The 19,723-nt window shown below is 62.3% G+C and carries 16 protein-coding genes and 1 tRNA gene; 7 read left to right on the top strand and 10 right to left on the bottom strand.

Going from position 1 to position 19,723, the window contains the following annotated elements:
• Nucleotides 1-20 precede the first annotated feature (20 nt).
• The 3 genes from RID42_11335 to RID42_11325 form a co-directional block, all read right to left on the bottom strand.
• A complete protein-coding gene (locus RID42_11335) occupies nucleotides 21-338 on the bottom strand; it encodes a co-chaperone GroES (GenBank protein ID MEQ8248259.1) in 318 nt (105 codons plus the stop codon).
• A gap of 263 nt (nucleotides 339-601) precedes the next feature.
• Nucleotides 602-1,600 (bottom strand): D-2-hydroxyacid dehydrogenase family protein, encoded by a 999-nt coding sequence (locus RID42_11330; protein MEQ8248258.1) that lies wholly within the window; start codon nucleotides 1,598-1,600, stop codon nucleotides 602-604.
• Between the two features lie 25 nt (nucleotides 1,601-1,625).
• Nucleotides 1,626-2,333: an SDR family oxidoreductase gene (locus RID42_11325; GenBank protein ID MEQ8248257.1), complete on the bottom strand. Its 708-nt coding sequence runs from the start codon at nucleotides 2,331-2,333 to the stop codon at nucleotides 1,626-1,628.
• A gap of 137 nt (nucleotides 2,334-2,470) precedes the next feature.
• Here RID42_11325 and RID42_11320 point away from each other — a divergent pair.
• Nucleotides 2,471-2,546 (top strand) — tRNA-Asn (locus RID42_11320).
• Nucleotides 2,547-2,695: 149 nt separating this feature from the next.
• Here RID42_11320 and katG read toward each other — a convergent pair.
• The 4 genes from katG to RID42_11300 form a co-directional block, all read right to left on the bottom strand.
• Nucleotides 2,696-4,861, bottom strand: a complete 2,166-nt coding sequence (gene katG, locus RID42_11315; GenBank protein MEQ8248256.1) for a catalase/peroxidase HPI — start codon at nucleotides 4,859-4,861, stop codon at nucleotides 2,696-2,698.
• 176 nt (nucleotides 4,862-5,037) lie between these two features.
• The gene (locus tag RID42_11310) at nucleotides 5,038-5,865 is read right to left on the bottom strand and encodes a putative hydro-lyase (GenBank protein ID MEQ8248255.1); all 828 of its coding nucleotides are present in this window, start codon (nucleotides 5,863-5,865) and stop codon (nucleotides 5,038-5,040) included.
• A gap of 11 nt (nucleotides 5,866-5,876) precedes the next feature.
• On the bottom strand, nucleotides 5,877-6,608 hold the full coding sequence (locus tag RID42_11305; protein MEQ8248254.1) for a hypothetical protein: 732 nt from the start codon (nucleotides 6,606-6,608) through the stop codon (nucleotides 5,877-5,879).
• 299 nt (nucleotides 6,609-6,907) lie between these two features.
• Entirely contained in the window at nucleotides 6,908-7,675 is a 768-nt protein-coding gene (locus RID42_11300) for a peptidase (protein ID MEQ8248253.1), read from the bottom strand.
• Between the two features lie 389 nt (nucleotides 7,676-8,064).
• Here RID42_11300 and RID42_11295 point away from each other — a divergent pair, with 389 nt between their 5' ends.
• The 3 genes from RID42_11295 to RID42_11285 all read left to right on the top strand — a co-directional run bounded on the left by RID42_11295 (nucleotide 8,065) and on the right by RID42_11285 (nucleotide 14,540).
• Complete coding sequence (locus RID42_11295) at nucleotides 8,065-11,370, top strand: transglutaminase family protein (GenBank protein ID MEQ8248252.1); 3,306 nt, start codon at nucleotides 8,065-8,067, stop codon at nucleotides 11,368-11,370.
• Between the two features lie 81 nt (nucleotides 11,371-11,451).
• Nucleotides 11,452-13,266, top strand: coding sequence for a DNA helicase RecQ (gene recQ, locus RID42_11290; protein MEQ8248251.1), 1,815 nt, complete (start codon nucleotides 11,452-11,454; stop codon nucleotides 13,264-13,266).
• 221 nt (nucleotides 13,267-13,487) lie between these two features.
• Nucleotides 13,488-14,540, top strand: a complete 1,053-nt coding sequence (locus tag RID42_11285; GenBank protein ID MEQ8248250.1) for a 3-deoxy-7-phosphoheptulonate synthase — start codon at nucleotides 13,488-13,490, stop codon at nucleotides 14,538-14,540.
• A 25-nt stretch (nucleotides 14,541-14,565) separates the two neighbouring features.
• Here RID42_11285 and RID42_11280 read toward each other — a convergent pair whose 3' ends face one another.
• From RID42_11280 to wrbA, 3 genes are all read right to left on the bottom strand, one after another.
• Nucleotides 14,566-15,087, bottom strand: coding sequence for a DUF3833 family protein (locus RID42_11280; GenBank protein ID MEQ8248249.1), 522 nt, complete (start codon nucleotides 15,085-15,087; stop codon nucleotides 14,566-14,568).
• A gap of 71 nt (nucleotides 15,088-15,158) precedes the next feature.
• Nucleotides 15,159-16,313: a class I SAM-dependent methyltransferase gene (locus tag RID42_11275; GenBank protein MEQ8248248.1), complete on the bottom strand. Its 1,155-nt coding sequence runs from the start codon at nucleotides 16,311-16,313 to the stop codon at nucleotides 15,159-15,161.
• A gap of 109 nt (nucleotides 16,314-16,422) precedes the next feature.
• A complete protein-coding gene (gene wrbA, locus RID42_11270) occupies nucleotides 16,423-17,034 on the bottom strand; it encodes an NAD(P)H:quinone oxidoreductase (protein ID MEQ8248247.1) in 612 nt (203 codons plus the stop codon).
• A 135-nt stretch (nucleotides 17,035-17,169) separates the two neighbouring features.
• Here wrbA and RID42_11265 point away from each other — a divergent pair, with 135 nt between their 5' ends.
• The 3 genes from RID42_11265 to RID42_11255 are packed head-to-tail and all read left to right on the top strand — an operon-like array spanning nucleotide 17,170 to nucleotide 19,719.
• Entirely contained in the window at nucleotides 17,170-18,099 is a 930-nt protein-coding gene (locus RID42_11265) for a LysR family transcriptional regulator (GenBank protein ID MEQ8248246.1), read from the top strand.
• Between the two features lie 58 nt (nucleotides 18,100-18,157).
• Nucleotides 18,158-18,328 carry a hypothetical protein gene (locus RID42_11260; GenBank protein ID MEQ8248245.1) on the top strand — a complete coding sequence of 57 codons (171 nt, stop codon included), beginning with the start codon at nucleotides 18,158-18,160 and terminating at the stop codon, nucleotides 18,326-18,328.
• The gene (locus tag RID42_11255) at nucleotides 18,325-19,719 is read left to right on the top strand and encodes an amidase (protein MEQ8248244.1); all 1,395 of its coding nucleotides are present in this window, start codon (nucleotides 18,325-18,327) and stop codon (nucleotides 19,717-19,719) included. Before RID42_11260 ends, RID42_11255 begins: the two co-directional genes overlap by 4 nt.
• The last annotated feature ends 4 nt before the right edge of the window (nucleotides 19,720-19,723 follow it).

The raw sequence follows: 19,723 nt of genomic DNA, 5'->3' as shown, positions 1-19,723 counted from the left end.
TCTTTCTTGGGCTGTTCGAGCTACGCGGCTTTCTTTTTGGACGCCGTCTTGCCTTCGATGATGCCCATGACGTCGCTTTCCTTGATGATGACGAGATCCTCGCCCCCAATGGTCACGTCGGTGCCGGCATATTTGCCGAACAGGACGCGATCTCCGGCTTTGACGTCGGGGGTGATGATTTCACCCTTTTCGTTGCGGGCCCCGGGGCCGACCGAGATCACCTCGCCCTCCATGGGCTTTTCCTTGGCGGTATCGGGAATGATGATCCCACCGGCCGTACGTTCCTCTTCGGCCGAGCGGCGGACGAGGACACGATCGTGTAACGGTCTGAATTTCATAGATTTTTCTCCCATTCCTGCGTCTAGCAGTGTTCCGGCTGGAGTGCTTAGCACTCTTTAGCCGCGAGTGCCAGATGACTCGTGGCGGGGATTTAGGAGAGGGCTCCGCCCCTGTCAAGAAGCCGCGCGCGCATTTTTTGCTCAAAAGGAGTGCCGGGAGTGCCGTCCGGGCGACATCCCAGCAGCGGACACCTTCGCTAACAGGTCCGGGGGTGCCAGCTCGGCCTATCGCTTTGACCTGCGGGCGGGCGTTTTGGCGATCGTCAGTCCAGGAACTTGGGTTGCGTTCGGTCGTCCAGCGCCTTGGGGTTCATCACACGGACCGGGGTGCCAGCAAGATAGGCCAGGATGTTTTCCACCGTGTGCGGGATGAATACGCGGTAGGTGGCCTCGGTCGAATAGCCGATATGCGGCGTCAGCAATGTGTTGGGCAGGCGCCGCAACGGGTGGTCGCCGGGCAAGGGTTCCTGGTCATACACGTCGAGCGCCGCACCGCCGATCCGGTTTTCCTTGAGGGCCTGGATCAAAGCTGCCTCGTTGATCAGCGGCCCGCGCGAGGCATTCACCAAGATGGCATCGGCCTTCATTTTGCGCAGATCGGTTTCGCCGATGAGGTCACGGGTGCGCGCGCTCAGCACCATCAAGATGGCGATCACGTCGCTGCGCGTTAGGAGTTCGTCCTTCGTCACCGCCGTGGCTCCGGCTTCGGCAGCCCGCGCGTCGGTCATGTTGGGGCTCCACGCGATCACCGTCATACCGAACGCGGCGCCGACGCGCGCAACCGGCGTCCCCAAACGGCCCAGGCCAATGACGCCGAGCGTGAGGCCTTTCAAGTCGCGGCCCATCGTCGACTGCCAACGAGCCGCGCGCATGTTGGCGTCTTCGATGTGGATTTGGCGGGTGAGGCCCAGGATTAGCGCCCAGGTGATTTCGGCAGCCGCCAATCCTGGATCGGGAACGCCGGTCCCGCACACCGTGATGCCACGCGCGGCCGCAGCGGCGACGTCGATTGCGGCGTTGGTCGGTGCGGTCGAGCACAGCAGTTTTAAATTGGGCAAACGGGCCAGCGTAGCTGCGTCAAAGCGCGTGCGTTCGCGCATACAACAGACGATGTCGTAGGGCGCGAGACGGGTGACCAGGGCATCCACGGTCTCGGCATGGGCGTGAAAGACATCGAGCGTGCAGTCCGCCGGCAGTTGGGCCCAGTCGGCGTAATCCTGCACGTTGCCGACGTAGTCGTCGATGATCGCGATTTTGGGCATGGTTGGCGGCTCCGGGGCGCGGGCGCTAGAACGCGACGGTTTCGCCGTTAAAGCGCTTGAACGCGCCGGACTCTTGAAGCGTCCAGGCAGCGATTTGTTTACGCATGCCGGCGATCGAATCGACACGCTCGACCGCCGCCCCCTCCCCGCCCATATCTGTTTTGACGTGGCCGGGGCAAAACACCATCACCGTTACACCTTTGTCGCGCAGAACCGAGGCCAGCGTCGTAAAGGTCTTGGTCACCCCGGCCTTGGAGGCGGCATAGGCAAAGACCGGCGCTTGCATCTCCACATTCGAGCCGACGGTCGACGAAATCACGGCGACTTTCTTTTGGTCGCCCCGCATCAGGTTGTCGAAAAACGCCTCGGTCACCTTGAACGGCGCCATCGTGTTGGTGCGCAAGACCCGTTCCCAGGCGGCGTAATCCATCGTGCCGAAGCTCTGCTTGGCGAGCTCGGCGCGCACCGGGCCGATAATCCCGGCATTGTTGATCAGCAGGTCGACCGGCCGACCGGCAAGGCGTGCGGCGGCGGTATCGATCGCGGCGAAATCGAGGATATCGAGGGCATGGACCTCGACGCGGCCACCGGCTGTGCCGGAGAGCGCGGCGAGTTCGCCGGCCTGGGCCGGATCGCGGCAGAACGCGATCACCGACCAGCCGTCGGCAGCGTATTGCTGCGCAAATTCAAGGCCCAGCCCCCGGTTTGCTCCGGTAATCATCACTGTCGGCATGGCGCCCTTCCTCTGGTGAATGTCGTGCGCAACGCGCCCACGATTATGGGGGAGCCAACCGCGCGGTAAAAGGCCGCGGCCCGAATGGGCTTTTGGCTGGCGAAGCCCCAATCGATTTGCTATAGCACGCCCACCGATCCCCGGTAGCTCAGTTGGTAGAGCAAGCGGCTGTTAACCGCTTTGTCGCTGGTTCGAGTCCGGCCCGGGGAGCCAGTTTAGATCAAGGGGTTAGGCCTTAGGCCTAGCCCCTTTTTCGTTGGACTGTGATCGCGGGTTGAGTTGAGTCGCGCGGCGGGGGCTTTGACGCCCCCACCGCGCCTTCCTGTTGCTGCCTTTGACTCAACAACCTGGTGTGCGGTCTCCTAGGCGAGATCGAAACGATCCGCGTTCATGACCTTTGTCCAGGCGGCGACAAAGTCTTTCACAAACTTCTCCTTGGCATCGTCTTGGGCATAGACTTCGGCGTAGGCGCGAAGAACGGAGTTAGAACCGAAGACAAGGTCGATCCGCGTTGCTGTCCATTTGACCGCACCCGTCGTGCGGTCCTGGATCTCATAGAGGTTCTTGCCCGCGGGTTGCCACGCAAAGGCCATATCCGTCAGGTTAACGAAGAAGTCGTTGCTCAAGACACCCACCCGATCGGTGAAAACACCGTGTTTGGTGCCGCTGTGGTTGGTACCAAGAACACGCATCCCACCGACAAGCACCGTCATCTCGTGGGCGGTCAGCCCCATAAGCTGCGTTCGGTCGAGCATCAGTTCTTCGGCACTGACTGCGTAGTCCTTCTTAAGCCAGTTGCGATAGCCGTCATGGAGAGGTTCCAGCACGTCGAACGAGTCGGCATCGGTCATCTCGTCTGTGGCGTCGCCGCGGCCAGGTGAGAAAGGTACGGCAGTATCGAAGCCGGCCGCCTTGGCGGCTTGTTCGATGCCGAGATTGCCCGCCAAAACGATCACATCGGCAACGCTCGCCCCGGTTTGCGCCGAGATCGTTTCGAGTACCGACAGAACTTTAGCTAGACGTGCGGGCTCGTTGCCCTCCCAGTCCTTCTGTGGGGCCAAACGGATACGTGCGCCGTTGGCGCCGCCCCGCATGTCCGAGCGCCGGAAGGTGCGGGCGCTGTCCCAGGCTGTCGCCACCATTTCGGCAACCGTCAAACCGCTCGCTGCGATCTTGGCCTTCACCGCGGCGACGTCATAGGCCGCGTCGCCGGTTGGGACCGGGTCCTGCCAGAGCAGATCTTCCCGCGGCACGTCGGGCCCGAGGTAGCGCACCTTCGGTCCCATGTCGCGGTGCGTCAGCTTGAACCAAGCGCGCGCGAAGGTTTCCGAGAAGTACGCGGGGTCCTTGTGAAACCGTTCGGATATCTTGCGATAGGCCGGATCTACCTTCATCGCCATATCGGCGTCGGTCATGATCGGTTTGCAGCGGATCGAGGGGTCCTCGACATCGACCGGCATATCTTCCTCCGCGATGTCTACGGGTTCCCACTGCCAAGCACCGGCAGGGCTCTTTTTCAACGCCCACTCGTGGCTGAGAAGCATATCGAAATAGCCGTTGTCCCACTGCGTGGGGTGGGTGGTCCAGGCGCCCTCGAGCCCGCTCGTCACGGTGTCGCGACCGATGCCGCGCTTGGTCTTGTTGAGCCAGCCGAAGCCCTGATCCTCGACATCGGCTGCCTCCGGTTCAGGTCCGAGGAGCTTCGCGTCGCCGTTGCCGTGAGTCTTTCCGACCGTATGGCCACCGGCGGTGAGTGCAACGGTCTCCTCGTCGTTCATTGCCATGCGCGCAAATGTCTCACGCACGTCTTGCGCAGTACGCAGCGGATCCGGCTTACCGCCGACACCCTCCGGGTTCACATAGATCAGACCCATCTGCACGGCAGCGAGCGGGTTTTCCAGCGAGTCGCGGTCGTCGTCACCGTAACGGTTGGCACCGAGCCATTCGCTTTCAGAACCCCAGTAGGTGTCTTTTTCCGGGTGCCAGATATCCTCGCGACCGAAACCGAAACCGAAGGATTTCAGGCCCATCGATTCATAGGCGATGGTTCCGGCGAGGATGATGAGATCGGCCCAACTGATCTTGTTGCCGTACTTCTTCTTGATCGGCCATAGGAGACGGCGGGCCTTGTCGAGGTTCGCATTATCGGGCCAGGAGTTGAGTGGCGCGAAGCGCTGGTTCCCGGTGCCACCACCGCCTCTCCCGTCGGCGGTCCGGTACGAACCGGCCGCATGCCATGCCATGCGGATCATCAGGCCACCGTAATGGCCCCAGTCCGCGGGCCACCATGTCTGGCTGTTGGTCATCAGGGCGTGAAGGTCAGTTTTGAGCGCCGCGACATCGAGTTTCTTGTGTTCTTCGCGATAGTCGAAGCTCTCCCCCAAGGGGTTAGTCTTGGCATCATGCTGATGGAGGATGTCGAGGTTGAGGGCCTTGGGCCACCAATCTTTCTTTGAGGTGCCGACGGTCGTATTCCCGCCATGCATTACTGGGCACTTGCCCGGCGCGTTCCGTTTGTTTTGATCCACGATTGTTCTCCTTCGTTGCCGGCCTGCCCCAGCCTTTGGTCGGTTCATGCCAATCGGCAAAAACCGAGCCACCGACCGCAAGCGAATCGCCGCGGCATCAACGCGTCCGCTGGCTATATTAGAATAATTCTAATATGGGTATCCGCTTTCTGAAGCGCAAGGCCCCTTGGCCCAGATCAGGTTCCGGGGCCGCGGTCCAGCACATCCGTGATCAACATCGCGCCCGGCGCGTGGGTGATGCACAGCGAGGGCTTCGCCACCTGAACGGCCGCCTGGGGGGTTACACCGCAGGCCCAAAAAACCGGCACTTGACCGTCTTCCAGGACGGGAGGATCGCCCCAATCCGGTTCCGATAGGTTTCGTATCCCGATTTCGACGGGGTCGCCGATGTGAAGTGGCGCACCATGGGCGTGGGGAAAGCGTGCGGTGATCACCGCGGCCCGGATCGCTTCGGCCGCGCGCATGGGACGCATCGAGACGACGACCGGTCCGCGGAACGGTCCGGCGGGCTGCGTCTCTATCGAGGTTCGATACATCGCCACGGTCTTGTTGTCTTCGATGTGGGCGAGGCGTATGCCCTCGGCCAAAAGCGCCTGTTCGAAGGTGAAGGAACATCCGAGCACAAAGGCGACAAGGTCGTCGCGCCACAGATCGTCAATATCGGTCGCTTGTCGCTCCAACTGCCCATCCAGGTAGATGTTGTAGAGCGGCACATCGCGGCGAATGTCGATGTCGTCGCCCAGCGTGTGCATCATGGGATCGCCGGTGTCCGAAACTCCGACCAACGGACAGGGCTTGGGGTTGCGCTGACAAAAACGGAAGAAATCGAGCGCGTAATCGGCGGGAAGGATCGCAAGATTTCCCTGCAGACGCCCCAGCCCGATGCCGGCCGTGTGCCCACGATAGGCGCCCGAGCGGATCGCCGCGCGCACCGCGTCCATCGGCGCATGCCGCAGGTCCTCGAAAAGGCTGCCGCCGCCGTGCGCGACCTTGGTGTCGGTCATGTCCCCTCCGCTCAGGCGGTTTCCGGCGGGCGCGCGAGCACCTTCGGCGTCTTCCCGGAAAAATCGATCCATGAATTGGTGCCCAGCAACTCGGCGCCATCGACACTGGGTTCCTCGTAGCGCATGACGAAGGTTTCCGGCCCATGGGCGTGGGCGACGACCAAGCCGTAGTCCGAATCGAGAAAGGCGCCGTGGGGGCCCAGGCCGGGATAACTAATCCGCCAACCCGGCCCGTCCAATCCGACATGTCCCAGGGTTAGTTTTCCGATCACCTGATCGGGCAAGACGAAGAACCACGTCCAGGGACCGCCCGATACGAAGGTCATGACCTCGTCAATGCCCACGCCGTTCTCGGCGCTGTTGACGTGCAGCTTGCCGAATTTCCCCTGGAGGAAAACCTTCACGTCCGGGGTCATTGCCTTGGTGTCGTAGACTTTTGGATACGGCGGCACATCGATTTCCGATATCGACAGGAACCCGCCGCGAGGTGCCGCCGGCTCTCGACCGGCTTTGCGAATCTCGTCAAGCAATTCGCCGCGATGCAGCGAAAAAATCGACAGCAGCGTCGCGATTTCCGCGTCTGTCACCGCGCGGGATTGCGACGCTTTGAGAATTGATGCGGCTTCTTTTGGCAGGGGCATAGTGTCGACGTTAACCCCGATGGTTCGCAGAACCGCACCGACGGCCTCGACCCCTGTGGTCGCTGGCTTACCATCGCTGTAGGAAAGTGTCACAGAGCTCATCGGGGTAAGGCCTCCATATTCATTTCGTCGCCGCTCTAAGGTTCGGCACGCCATGTGAGCCAAGGATAGACCTGAAAAGCTTTAATGGGATAGCGCGGGCCGACCCACTCGACACGTGGGCCCCAGCGACGGAAGAGTGGCATCGCACTGAGCGACCAACGTCCCCCAGAGCAATGCTAGGTCCAGGCCATCGCGGGCTTGTTTGGCATTGGCCTGGGCGATTCCTGCAAGACCCCCGAGTGTCGCTTGGAACGAAACCGTTCTCGCCTGCCCGTTGTCGCCGAGTCGGCGACCTGCGGCTAGCTAACGAGCGTAACGACAGGGCCGGACGATTCACCCCATTGGGGGGCTGGGATTTTCTCGAAGGCTTCTCGAAGGCCGCTGGACCAGCCTTCAGAAACGGTTTTGAAGTAAGGGTCGTCCACCGGAATCACACGCAGGGTTTCGATGTCCGCCGCATTGCGACGGAACACCAGCAAGTCGAGCGGCAGACCGACGGAGATGTTGGACCGAATGGTCGAATCCATCGAGATCAACGCGCATTTCGTCGCGTCCTCAAGCGAGGTCTCGAAATTGACGATGCGATCGAGAATTGGCTTGCCGTACTTGAGTTCGCCGATTTGGAAAAAGGGCGATTCCGTCGAGGCCTCGATATAGTTGCCCGCCGTATAGAAGAGAAACATCCGCAGTTGGCGTCCGTTGATCTGACCGCCGAGGATGAAGCTCACGTCGAAGCCGACGCCGGCTTGGCGCATATTGGGTCCTTCGAGGCGTTCGACCTCGCGGATTGCGCGACCGACCAGACGAGCCGCTTCGGTCATGGATTCGACAGTGCGCATGCTGACAAGCTTCCCGCTCGCGTCCGGAAGCCCCTCATCGAGCATCGTCACGACATTCTGGGAAATCGAGAGGTTGCCGGCTGTGGAGAGCGCGACCGCCCGTTCTCCCGGCGTTTCCCACACCGTCAGCTTTGAATATGTGGAAATGTAGTCGACGCCCGCGTTGGTGCGCGAATCGGACAGCATCACCAAACCTTCGTTGAGCAGCAAGCCTACGCAATAGGTCATTCGAACTCCGGTTTCGTAGTCTTCGCCGCATAGCGGCGTCGTTCATTAGGCACGACGGAACTCGCCGACCCTTCGAAGCGTGTTCTAGACCTTTCCGAACGCCAGCAAAATGAGTTTCGTCAGGCGACCGGGCCCCTTGGGCACGCAACACAGCGCAGGAAGGTAGCCGGTATCTCAAAATCCGCCGGATCCAGGGGACGCTCGACAAAAAAGAACACCTAGACGCCAGTGACGTCACGTAGGCATATAGCAGAAAGGGTCTATATGGCCCAGTAGGGTCCATATGACCCAGTAGGGCCAAGCGGATCGTACCCTAGAGAGTTGCTTCCTCAACGATTGCGAGCAACCCGCCCCAACGAAACCGAGATTTTGTACGGGATTCCTGTGCCATGACCATCCATATCGCACTCAATCATAAGACCCTCTACGACTACGACCGTTCGGTCGAGATGGGACCGCAAGTTATTCGGCTACGCCCGGCACCGCATAGCCGCACACCGATCGAGAGCTATGCGCTGAAGATCGAGCCCTCGGGGCATTTCCTGAACTGGCAGCAAGACCCGTTCGGCAACTACCTGGCGCGCGTGGTTTTCCCGGAAAAGGTTCGGAAGTTTTCGGTCGAAGTCGACCTTGTCGCCGACATGGTCGTATTCAACCCGTTCGACTTCTTCTTGGAACCCGCCGCCGAAACGTTCCCCTTCTCCTACGACGCGGACCTCGCGCAAGACCTCAAACCGTTCCTGGAGAAGGCGGCCCCCGGCCCGCTCCTCAAGGATTGGCTTGCCCGCTATCCCAAACCAAAGGACGTCCCGACGGTCGACTTCCTAGTCGCGCTCAATCAAAAACTTCGAGAATCGGTCGACTATGTCATCCGCATGGAGCCCGGTGTCCAAACCCCGGAGGAGACGCTGCAGATCGCGCGCGGTTCGTGCCGCGATTCGAGCTGGTTGCTGGTTCAAATTCTCCGCCACTTCGGCCTCGCGGCGCGGTTCGTCTCGGGCTACCTCATTCAACTTGTCGCAGACGTTAAATCCCTCGACGGACCGTCAGGCACCGATCGCGATTTCACCGACTTGCATGCCTGGGTTGAGGTCTTCCTGCCTGGCGCCGGTTGGGTTGGCCTCGACCCGACGTCGGGGTTGTTTGCAGGCGAGGGCCATATTCCCCTCGCCTGCACACCGCATCCGTCCAGCGCCGCGCCGATCAGCGGCGCCCTCGAATACGCCGAGACGACGTTCAGCCACGACATGAAGGTGACTCGCGTTTTCGAAACGGCGCGCGTGACCAAACCCTATAGCGAAGAGCAGTGGCAGGCGGTCGAGCGTTTTGCCGAAAAGATCGACGCCGATCTGACCGAGCACGACGTCCGTTTGACGATCGGCGGCGAACCGACCTTCGTTTCCATCGACCACCCTGACGAAGAGGAGTGGAACACGGCCGCGATCGGCCCAACTAAGGAGGCACGGGCCGCCGATCTCATCGGACGCCTGAAAGCACGATACGCGCCGAACGGATTCATTCACTTCGGTCTGGGTAAATGGTACCCCGGCGAACAACTGCCGCGCTGGGCCTATTCGCTCTATTGGCGCGCCGACGGCAAACCGGTGTGGCGCCACGACGAATTGATTGCGATTTCGTCGAAGGCGACGCCGCCAAACGACAACGACGCACGAAAATTCGCCCAGAGCATCGCAGCGCGTCTCGAAATCGGGCCCGGCGCCATCACCCCCGCTTACGAGGATCCGTGGCACTTCGTCGATCAAGAACGCAAGCTGCCCGAGAACCTAGACCCGGGCAGTAATAAGCTCGACGATCCGATGGCGCGGCAGCGCTTGGCCCAGGTCTTCGAGCGCGGTCTGAGCCGGCCTACCGGGTACGTCCTGCCGGTGCAGCGTTGGCAATCCAAGGCTGGGTCGCGCTGGTACAGCCAGGCGTGGTCGACGCGGGCCAAGCACCTTTACTTGTTGCCTGGCGATTCGCCCATGGGCTTGCGCCTGCCGCTCCCGTCGCTGCCTTACGTCCCCCCGGTCAACTATCCCTACATAGTCCCGACCGACCCCTTTGCGGCCCGCGGTCCGTTACCCGATACCAATCCCCAGCGGCAACCATTCCTGCGCAAGAACGGCGACCCCAACGCCGTGCGCCAAACCGTCGTAGGGCAAAACGCGAAGGGTGGTGACGGACGCATTGTACGCGCCGCCATGACCGTCGAACCGCGCGGCGGCTATCTGTGGGTGTTCATGCCGCCGGTCGAGTCGGTGGAGGACTATCTCGACCTTGTCGCCGCTGTTGAGGATGCCGCCGAAGAAAGCGTCCTGCCAATCCGAATGGAAGGATATGTGCCGCCGACAGACCACCGCTTGAACGTGATCAAGGTTACCCCCGATCCGGGCGTTATCGAGGTCAATGTGCAGCCCGCGGGTAATTGGCAAGAAATGCAGGCCATCACGGAGGGGCTTTACGAAGAGGCGCGCCTGTCCCGGCTCGGGACCGAGAAATTCATGATCGACGGCCGCCACACCGGGACCGGCGGCGGCAACCATGTCGTTCTTGGCGCAGCGGACCCCGCCGATAGCCCCTTCCTGCGGCGGCCGGACTTGCTGCGCAGTTTGCTGACCTATTGGCAGCATCACCCGTCTCTTTCCTATCTGTTCTCAGGCCTCTTCATCGGACCGACCAGTCAGGCACCGCGTGTCGACGAAGCCCGGCATGATACGTTGCATGAACTGGAACTGGCGTTCACCCAGGTTCCGTCGATGGATGCCGACAACGTGGCGCCTTGGGTGGTCGACCGCATTTTCCGTAACCTGCTCACCGACGTGAGCGGGAACACGCACCGTTCCGAGATTTGCATCGACAAGTTGTACTCGCCCGACGGCCCTACCGGCCGACTTGGACTGGTCGAGTTCCGCGCCTTCGAGATGCCACCGCATGCCCGGATGAGTCTGGTCCAGCAGTTGATGTTGCGTGCGCTGGTCGCGCGGTTCTGGCGCGAACCTTACACCGGCAATTTGGTTCGGTGGGGGACAGAACTGCATGATCGATTCATGCTGCCGCATTACGTGCGGGAGGATCTGCGCGACGTGGTTACCGGCATGCAAAGCGCGGGCTACGCGATGGACGAAGAGTGGTTCGCGCCGCACTACGAGTTTCGTTTTCCCCGCTACGGCGCAGTGCGCTACCGCGACATCGAATTGGAACTGCGCCAGGCCTTGGAACCTTGGCATGTCTTGGGTGAGGAAGGTTCCGTCGGCGGCACCGTGCGCTATGTCGACTCGTCGGTTGAACGACTACAGGTACGGGCCACCGGGATGTCGGGCGATCGTTATGCCATTGCCTGCAACGGGTGCGAAGTTCCGATGCGAGAGACCGGCGTTGCGGGCGAGCAGGTCGCGGGAGTGCGGTACCGCGCCTGGAAACCGTCGTCGAGTTTGCACCCTTCGATCGACGTCGATGCACCACTGGTCTTTGACATTTATGACCGGTGGACCGGGCGGGCCGTGGGCGGATGTACCTATCACGTCGCCCATCCCGGCGGGCGCAACTACGAGACATTTCCGGTCAACTCCTACGAGGCAGAGAGTCGGCGTCTAGCCCGGTTTTTCACCGAGGGACACACCCCGGGTACGAGCCCGGCGCCTCGCAAGACCGTACGACCGGAGTTCCCCTACACGCTCGACCTGCGGTGGTCCTGATCGCAATCCACGAAAGACCCCGCTGACGGCGCACTCGGCCCAGGTGTGCTAGAAACCCGTCCATGCTTCAACGGACCGCCTGTGCCTGCCGCTAGTCCTGACGACATCCTGCGCGATACCTTTGGGTTCCGATCCTTTCGACCGGGGCAACGGGAGATCGTGGAAACGTTGCTTGCGGGTCGGCATGTCCTGGCGGTGATGCCGACCGGGGCGGGTAAATCGCTGTGCTACCAGGTACCGGCCCTCATTCAGGAGCGCTTGACGGTGGTCGTCTCGCCTTTGGTGGCACTGATCGACGATCAGGTTGCAGCGTTGCGGGCCAACGGCGTCGCCGCGGCACGGATTCATTCCGGACGGTCGCGCGAGGACAATGTCGATGACTGGCGCGAAGCCGAGGCGGGCAATGCCAGAATGCTCTACATGTCGCCCGAGCGCTTGATGAGCGAGCGGATGTTGACGGCGCTGGAACGCCTCGACCCGGCGATGTTCGTGATCGACGAAGCGCATTGCGTGTCCAAGTGGGGGATCAGCTTTCGTCCCGAATACGGCGCGCTTGCGGCCCTCAAGGAACGGTTTCCCCGTGCAACGATCGCCGGCTTCACCGCGACCGCTGATACCGCCACCCAACGTGACATTGCCGACAAACTTTTTGGCGGCCGTGGGGAGGTCGTGGTCCAGGGCTTCGATCGACCGAACCTGTGGCTGGGCGTCACCCCGAAGACGAAATGGCGCGATCAACTTCTCGCCTTTCTCGACTCGCGCCGCGGTCAATCCGGGATCGTTTATTGTCTGTCCCGACGACTGACGGAGGAAGTCGCCACCCTCCTTGAAAGTGCCGGGGTGCAAGCCCTGCCCTATCACGCCGGACTCGACGCAAGTGTGCGCAAGGAAAACCAAGAAACCTTCATGGCCGAAGACGGCGTCGTGATGGTGGCGACGATCGCGTTTGGCATGGGTATCGACAAGCCGGATATCAGGTTCGTCTTTCATCTCAACCTGCCCGGCAGTATGGAAGCGTATTACCAAGAGGTCGGCCGCGCGGGGCGCGACGGGACGCCCGCCGACGTCTTCATGGTGTACGGATTGGACGACATCCGGATGCGCCGTCAGTTCATTGAACAGGACGGCGAGGACGGCGACCATAAACGGCGCGAGCACCGGCGGCTCGATTCGCTGCTTGCCTATTGCGAAGCTTCGCAGTGCCGCCGGGTTACGTTGCTATCCTATTTCGGCGAGACCACCGCACCCTGCGGCAACTGCGATATCTGCCAGGACCCGCCCAACATGGTCGATGGGACCACCGAGGCGCAGATGCTGTTTTCCGCCGTCCTGCGCACCGGTGAGCGATTCGGTACCGCGCACCTGATCGATGTGTTGTTGGGCAAGACGTCCGAGCGCATCGCGAAACTGGGTCACGACCGGCTGCCGACCTTCGGTGTCGGCGCGGCGAGGGCCAAACCCTTTTGGCAGGCCTTCATCCGTCAAGCGGTTGCGGGCGGTTATCTCGTGATCGACATCGACCGCTATGGCGGCCTGCGGCTCAGCGAGCGCGGGCGGCGCGTGCTCAAGAACGACGAGAAATTTGCCTACCACGAGGCGGCCGGATTCACCCTCGCCGCCGCCGCCGCCGCGAAACGAGCGAAAGCGCCGGCCCCCGACATCGGCGACATCGATCCTGTTCTGCTGGCCCGTCTCAAAGAGTTGCGGCGCGAACTTGCGCGGGTGCGCGGCGTTCCGGCCTATGTCGTTTTTTCGGACAAGACCTTGCAGCACATGTGCGCGCTACGCCCGGAGTCGCTGGACGCGATGGCCGAAGTCAACGGCGTGGGCCCGGCCAAGCTAAAGGACTTCGGCCCCGCTTTTCTGTCGGCGATCGCCGGTGAAGCCGGTGCCTAGGCCACCGCGCGCACCAGAGATGACAGCGGCCCCAACGCCCGCTATAAAGCGGCGATGAACAACGCCCTTGCGACCCTCTATTTCTACTTTAGCTATCCGGCGCCTCTGGCGGCGGGAGGGGTTCGCACGGCTTAGCACCACGTGAACGACCATTTCCCCAGCCGCCAGCGACCTGGCGGCTTTTTTGTTGCCCCAGGTACGGACAACACGAGGAACACACGATGACGATCGCCACCGACGACCTGCGGATCAAAGAAATTATCGCGCTCAACACGCCCGACACCGTAATGCGCGAGGTCGCCCCCTCGCCTGCTGCGATGCAGACGGTTTCGGACTCGCGGCACGCCCTGCAGGGCATCCTGCACGGGCGCGACGACCGGCTTGCCGTCGTGGTCGGCCCCTGCTCGATTCACGATCCGAAATCGGCGATGGAGTACGCACAGCGTCTGGTGCCATTGCGGGCGCGCTTGGGCGACCGACTCGAAATCATCATGCGGGTCTACTTCGAAAAGCCGCGTACGACGGTCGGGTGGAAAGGATTGATCAACGATCCCGATCTCGACGACAGTTTCAAAATCAACAAGGGGCTCCGCCTCGCGCGCCGTTTGCTGGCCGATATCAATGGATTGGGCGTACCGGCCGGCTGCGAGTTCCTCGATACCACGACGCCGCAATACTTCGCCGACCTCGTCGCCTGGGCCGCCATCGGCGCGCGCACGACCGAGAGTCAAATCCACCGGGAAATGGCGTCCGGCCTGTCGTGCCCGGTCGGTTTCAAGAACGGTACCGGCGGCGACATCAAGATCGCTGTCGATGCGGTGAAGTCCGCCTCCAACCCGCACCATTTCCTGGCCGTGACCAAAAACGGCGAATGCGCCATCGCCCAAACCACCGGCAACGAGGACTGCCACATCATCCTGCGCGGCGGCGATGCGCCGAACTATGACGCCGCAAGCGTTGCCGCGGCCTGCGCGGTCGCCGAAAAATCGGGTGTCACACCGATGCTAATGATCGACGCGAGCCACGCCAATTCGGGCAAGAACCCGGACAACCAGCCCGCCGTGATCGACGATATCGCCGCCCAAGTGGCAGGCGGCGACCGGCGGATCGTCGGTGTCATGATCGAAAGCCACCTTGTCGGCGGCCGCCAGGACCAGAAGCCCGGTCAGGCGCTCGTGTATGGCCAGAGCATCACCGACGGTTGCCTCGACTGGGATCGCACGGCTGCGTGCCTCGAGGTTCTGGCCGACGCCGTGACGTCACGGCGGGGCTGACCAAGGGCAGCGACCCGGTTGTTGCCTAAGGTTTCTTGAAGAAGATCGTCAGTTCGCCAAGCTCGACGCCAAACTTGGTAACGCGGGCCCGGTTGATGAGGACGCCGTCCGGCTGGAGCCACAGCCAATCGTTGAGGCGCACACGGATGGTCCGGTCGCCGACCGGCAGATCCATCACGTAGGTCCAGTTGAAGGCATTGCCGGATGCCGCGCCCGCAGCCGCGCCGATGACGTCGCCCGCCGTACCGCTGTACGCGCCGGTCGGTGATTTGGTCAACGTCCACACGCGCCGGTCGGCACGGCCCGAGGCGTAGAGGAAGTCCTCCTCCAGCACGAGGGTCGGTTCGTTCCAGGTGCCCTTTATATCGACGGTGAACTGCGCCCGCAGATTGCCGAAGCGGTCTTCGAAAATACCCCAGGCGCGGGTGTCGCCGGCGAAATAGTCTTCGAGAACCAGGGGCGGTGTCGTTCCCTCGAACGATTTGAGCGACATCGATCCGCAGGCGCTCAAGATCAGCGCCGCGGCCAAGACGAAGATCGTGCGCATAGCAAAATTTCCTTTCACTGGGGCGATCACCGCCGCCTTCTCAGTGAATACCGCGTCGATACCGAAATGGATTACAGGCGCGCACCGTAAACCGCCCACGGCTTGCCTTTACGGCCGTCGCCACCACGGAACGTGACTTTTTTGTCGCGGTTCAACGCGTCGTTAGGGACATAGCCGTCGAAATATCGATTGCGCGCGAAACCACAATCGGTGAACAGAGCGCGCATATCGGTATCGCGCATCCGGCCCATGAAGGGTTCGTTGTTGTTGTAGGTATCCCAATCGGGGATCGCGAGATCGAAGGCATCGCCCTCGCGCTGGGGCACATCGCAATGGGTCATCACCCCGCCCGGCGCGAGGAGCCTGCGGCACTCGCGGATGATGTTGGGCAATGCCGTACCTGAGGTTTCATGAAGCAGGACGTGGCTCACAATCAAATCGAAATGTCCGTCCGGAAAGTCTGTCCGTTCGGCATTCTGTTGGGAGAAGTGCACCGCCGCGCCGAGCGATTCGGCCCGCGCATGGGCGTAGCGCAAACTCGCCGCGCCGACATCGATACCGTGAACCTCGGCGCCGGGATAGGCTTCCACGAACGGCACGGTCGAGTGACCGACGGTGCAGCCCATATCGAGGATGCGTAGGGGCCGCAGATCGGGGAACGTCTGCTTGAGGTAGGCAATGCATCCGCGCCCGATGTCTTGATTGGAATCGCCGAGGCCGCTCATTGCGTAGATATAGAGCCCCTTGTCGTAGATCGCGCCGGCGGTGAGATCGCCGTCGGCCAAGTCGGTATGGTAGCTGCCGGGCATCACGTGGATATCGGTCGCGGTTTGATAGCGCGGGACGGCAAGACCGGGATCGAGCCTAAGGCTACCCTTTGGCCGCACGGGATTGGCGCCGGCGCGGGCGACGAGGTCGTCCATCTGACGTTCGATCGAACTGCCCACGGACTCCCACATGAGTTCCTGCGTTGTCCGCAGGAGCGATCCCCAGGCTTGGTGATACGGCTCCTTGTCCATCGCCCGCCGAACTTCGTGGCGGTCAACAGGGTCGCGGCCGTGCGTCCGGTGAAAGGCTGGGCGGACCTTGGTGTCATAGAGCGGCCGGTTGCCGGACGAAACCTCGCGCATCATGTGCACGCGTAAGCCCGCGACGAAGTCTTGGCGTGCGGCCTCGTCGTGGGTGGCGTCGGGTAGAACGGCGTGGTGGCGCTGATTGCGAATCACCTGCGTCTCCTTCCGAGGATGGAACACGTAAGTGTAGCAAATCGCGGGACAGTCACCAGAGCCCGGAAATCGACCGGACCCTGGTTCCAGTCAGTCTGCAACGGCTACCCTATTTCGCCCCGGCAGCAAGTTTGCGGGCGACTTCTGCCACATGTTGGCCTTGGAAGCGCGCCAGTTCGAGTTCGTTGTCGCTGGGCATGCGCGACCCGTCCCCGCCGGTGATCGTTGAGGCGCCGTAGGGCGAGCCGCCGGTCATTTCGTCAATCCGGGTTTGCCCCTGAGCCGAATACGGCAGACCAACGTAGACAAGGCCGTGATGCAGCAGCATCGGGAGCGAACCGAGAATCGTACTTTCCTGTCCACCGTGTTGGGTGGCCGACGCGGTGAAGATGCTGCCGACCTTGCCGACTAGGGCGCCCTTGGCCCAAAGCGGACCGGTTTGATCCCAAAAGTTGGCCATTTGCGCGACCATGCGACCGTAACGGGTCGGAATGCCGAGAACGATCGCGTCGTAGTTCGCCAGTTCGTCGACCGTTGCGACGGGCGCGTCCTGATCGAGTTTGGCGTGCGCCTTCTTAAGCACGTCCTCTGGAATGGTCTCAGGAACCCGCTTCACCGAAACCTCGACGCCGCCGACCTTGCCTGCGCCCTCGGCAACGGCATTGGCCATCGCTTCGATATGGCCATAGAAGCTGTAATAGAGAACGAGAACTTTGGTCATGACGTAGGCCTCCGATGGGGTTGGCATGGGGCTAAATTGCCCCTCTCCCGCACACATACGAACCGCAGAGCCTGTAGACAATTAACCTAATAGTGGAAATACTGTTTCCAACTTAGAAACATAGGCGGGAGCCACGTGGACACCCTGACCAGCATGGCTGTGTTCAACGATGTCGTTGAGGCGGCGAGTTTTACTGGCGCCGCACGCAAACTTGGGATGTCTAAGTCGTCGGTCAGCAAGCACGTAGCCGCGCTGGAGAGCCGACTGGGCTTGCGTCTCCTCCACCGGACGACCCGCAAACTGAGCCTAACGGAAGCAGGCGCGGTCCTTTACGAACAAGCGACGCGGATCGTCGCCGAAGCCGTAGAGGCAGAAACGCTCGTCACGCAGCTCCACGCCAAACCGCGTGGCCTGCTTAGGGTGAACGCGCCGATCGATTTCGGGCGGGAGAACCTCTCGCCGATCCTGCCTGCCTTCCTTGCGCACTATCCGGACATCACGCTCGACCTCACACTCAATGATCGCTACGTCGACCTTGTGGACGAGGGCTTCGACCTCGCGATTCGAATCGCCAAGTTGCGCGACTCGAGCCTCGTGGCGCGTAAAATCGCGGACAACCGGATGATCATCTGCGCTGCCCCGTCCTACCTCGAGCGCCATGGCACACCGGCGACCCCAGACGATCTCGCCGGTCACGACTGCCTGATTTACAGCTACGCGTCCGCCCCGAACGAGTGGATTCTCATCGGACCTGACGGCAAGCGGAACAAAGTGCGCGTGGCCAGCCGCTTCATCTCCAACAACGGCGGTGCTATGCGCACGGTTCTTCTGGGCGGCGCTGGGATCGTCGCCGCGCCCGCGTTCATGCTCGGCGCGGACGTCCGAACCGGACGTTTGCAACCAATTCTGCAGGAGTACAGCCTCGGCGACGCGTCGGGCATCTACATCGTCTATCCGCACGGCCGGTTTGTCCCGGCCAAGGTGCGCGCTTTCATCACCCATGTCGTCGCGGCCTTCGGGCCGGTACCGCCATGGGAAATGGCAGAGGAAGAGACGATCGGATGAATCGCGTCCATCGATCCAAGCGCTATACTTCGCTCATCGCCCTCCCATGAGATCAGCTGTGTCCAAAGAAGAAATCACGCGTGTCCTGCACGACGCCGGCTTGCGTATGCCCGAGGATGAACGAGATACCTTGACCGAGGGGATCACGATTCTCGAGACGGTCGTCGCCAGGTTGGACGACCGACCCCTCACCGAATCGCCTGCCCAGCCCCGCGGCAAACGGCCATGACCGACGACCTCGCCTACATCTCGATCGCCGAAGCTGGGCGGCGCATCGCGGCGCGCGAACTCTCGCCGGTCGATCTCACCGACGCCATGATCGCGCGGGCTGCTGCCATCGACGGCGCGCTGGGCAGTTTCGTCACCCGAACCGATGCATTGGCGCGGTCCCAGGCCGAGGCGGCGGCGGCCGAAATCGCCGCTGGACAATACAAGGGACCGTTGCACGGCATTCCGATCGCCCTCAAGGAAGCCTTCGAGACGGCCGGCATTCGCACCACAGTCGGCTCCAAATTGCTACGCGACAATGTGCCGACGCGCGACGCGACGGCCTGGACGCGCCTGCGCGATGCCGGCGCCATTCTCTTGGGAAAATTGGAAACGACCGAGTTCTGCTACGGCGGCCCGTCGGACGACAGTCTGTTTCGGCCGGCGCGCAATCCGTGGAACCACGCCTGCTACGCCGGGGGATCATCGAGCGGCGCCGGTGTGGCGCTGGCGAGCGGTCAGATCCTTGGGGCACTCGGCACCGACACCGGCGGGTCGATCCGCCTGCCCGCGGCCTACTGCGGGATTACCGGGCTGATGCCGTCCTATGGACTCGTCAGCCGCGCTGGAGTCTTTCCGTTGTCGGCGACATTGGATCACGTCGGGCCGATGGCGCGGTCGGTCGAAGATTGCGCCATCCTCTTGAACGCGCTGGCCGGACACGATGCTGCCGATCCGGGGAGTGTTGCGCAGGCCCGGCCGGATTACACCGCAAACCTCGGCGATGGTGCCAAGGGCTTGCGGATCGGCCTTGCCGGATCTCTGGCCCAGGACGACGCTGTGTCGCCCGAAGGGATCGCCGCCTACCGCGCGGCGGCGGCAACCTTCCGCGACCTTGGGGCGACGGTTCGGGACGTCGACCTGCCGCCGTTCGACGATTTCGCGACCGCGCAAATCGTCATCACCATTGTCGAAGGGTACGCGTTGCACGAGCGCGATTTGCGCGACCGGCGCGAGGACTACAGCTACCACACCCGGATGCGGCTTTCGTTGGGTCCGTTCATCCGGGCGGTCGACTACGCCCGGGCGCTGCGTTTGCGCGAATCGCTGATTGCCCATTATGTCGCGGCTATGCGCGATATAGATGTGCTTCTAGCACCTGGCGCGCCCGGCGCGGCACCGAAGGCGGCCAGCGTCGGCGCCTTTCAGTTCTTCAAGAAGCCGCTCGTGACCATGCCGGCGAACGTCCTCGGCGTCCCGGCACTGGGTATCCCGGCCGGGATGTCATCGGATGGGTTGCCGCTTGCCGTGCAACTGATGGGAAAACGGTACGACGACGCCACGGTATTGCGGGCAGGTGCCGCGTTCCAAGCGGCCACAGCATGGCACATGGCGCGCCCGCCGGTCGGTTGAGATC

It is taken from the genome of Alphaproteobacteria bacterium (assembly GCA_040216735.1).
GTDB lineage: Bacteria > Pseudomonadota > Alphaproteobacteria > SHVP01 > SHVP01 > CALJDF01.
This window is presented reverse-complemented; position numbering and strand designations above follow the sequence as displayed.

Coding starts and splice junctions, on each gene's coding strand:
- RID42_11335 (MEQ8248259.1), bottom strand. CDS start 338: ATGAAATTCAGACCGTTACACGATCGTGTCCTCGTCCGCCGCTCGGCC.
- RID42_11330 (MEQ8248258.1), bottom strand. CDS start 1,600: ATGCCCAAAATCGCGATCATCGACGACTACGTCGGCAACGTGCAGGAT.
- RID42_11325 (MEQ8248257.1), bottom strand. CDS start 2,333: ATGCCGACAGTGATGATTACCGGAGCAAACCGGGGGCTGGGCCTTGAA.
- RID42_11310 (MEQ8248255.1), bottom strand. CDS start 5,865: ATGACCGACACCAAGGTCGCGCACGGCGGCGGCAGCCTTTTCGAGGAC.
- RID42_11305 (MEQ8248254.1), bottom strand. CDS start 6,608: ATGAGCTCTGTGACACTTTCCTACAGCGATGGTAAGCCAGCGACCACA.
- RID42_11300 (MEQ8248253.1), bottom strand. CDS start 7,675: ATGACCTATTGCGTAGGCTTGCTGCTCAACGAAGGTTTGGTGATGCTG.
- RID42_11295 (MEQ8248252.1), top strand. CDS start 8,065: ATGACCATCCATATCGCACTCAATCATAAGACCCTCTACGACTACGAC.
- RID42_11285 (MEQ8248250.1), top strand. CDS start 13,488: ATGACGATCGCCACCGACGACCTGCGGATCAAAGAAATTATCGCGCTC.
- RID42_11280 (MEQ8248249.1), bottom strand. CDS start 15,087: ATGCGCACGATCTTCGTCTTGGCCGCGGCGCTGATCTTGAGCGCCTGC.
- wrbA (MEQ8248247.1), bottom strand. CDS start 17,034: ATGACCAAAGTTCTCGTTCTCTATTACAGCTTCTATGGCCATATCGAA.
- RID42_11255 (MEQ8248244.1), top strand. CDS start 18,325: ATGACCGACGACCTCGCCTACATCTCGATCGCCGAAGCTGGGCGGCGC.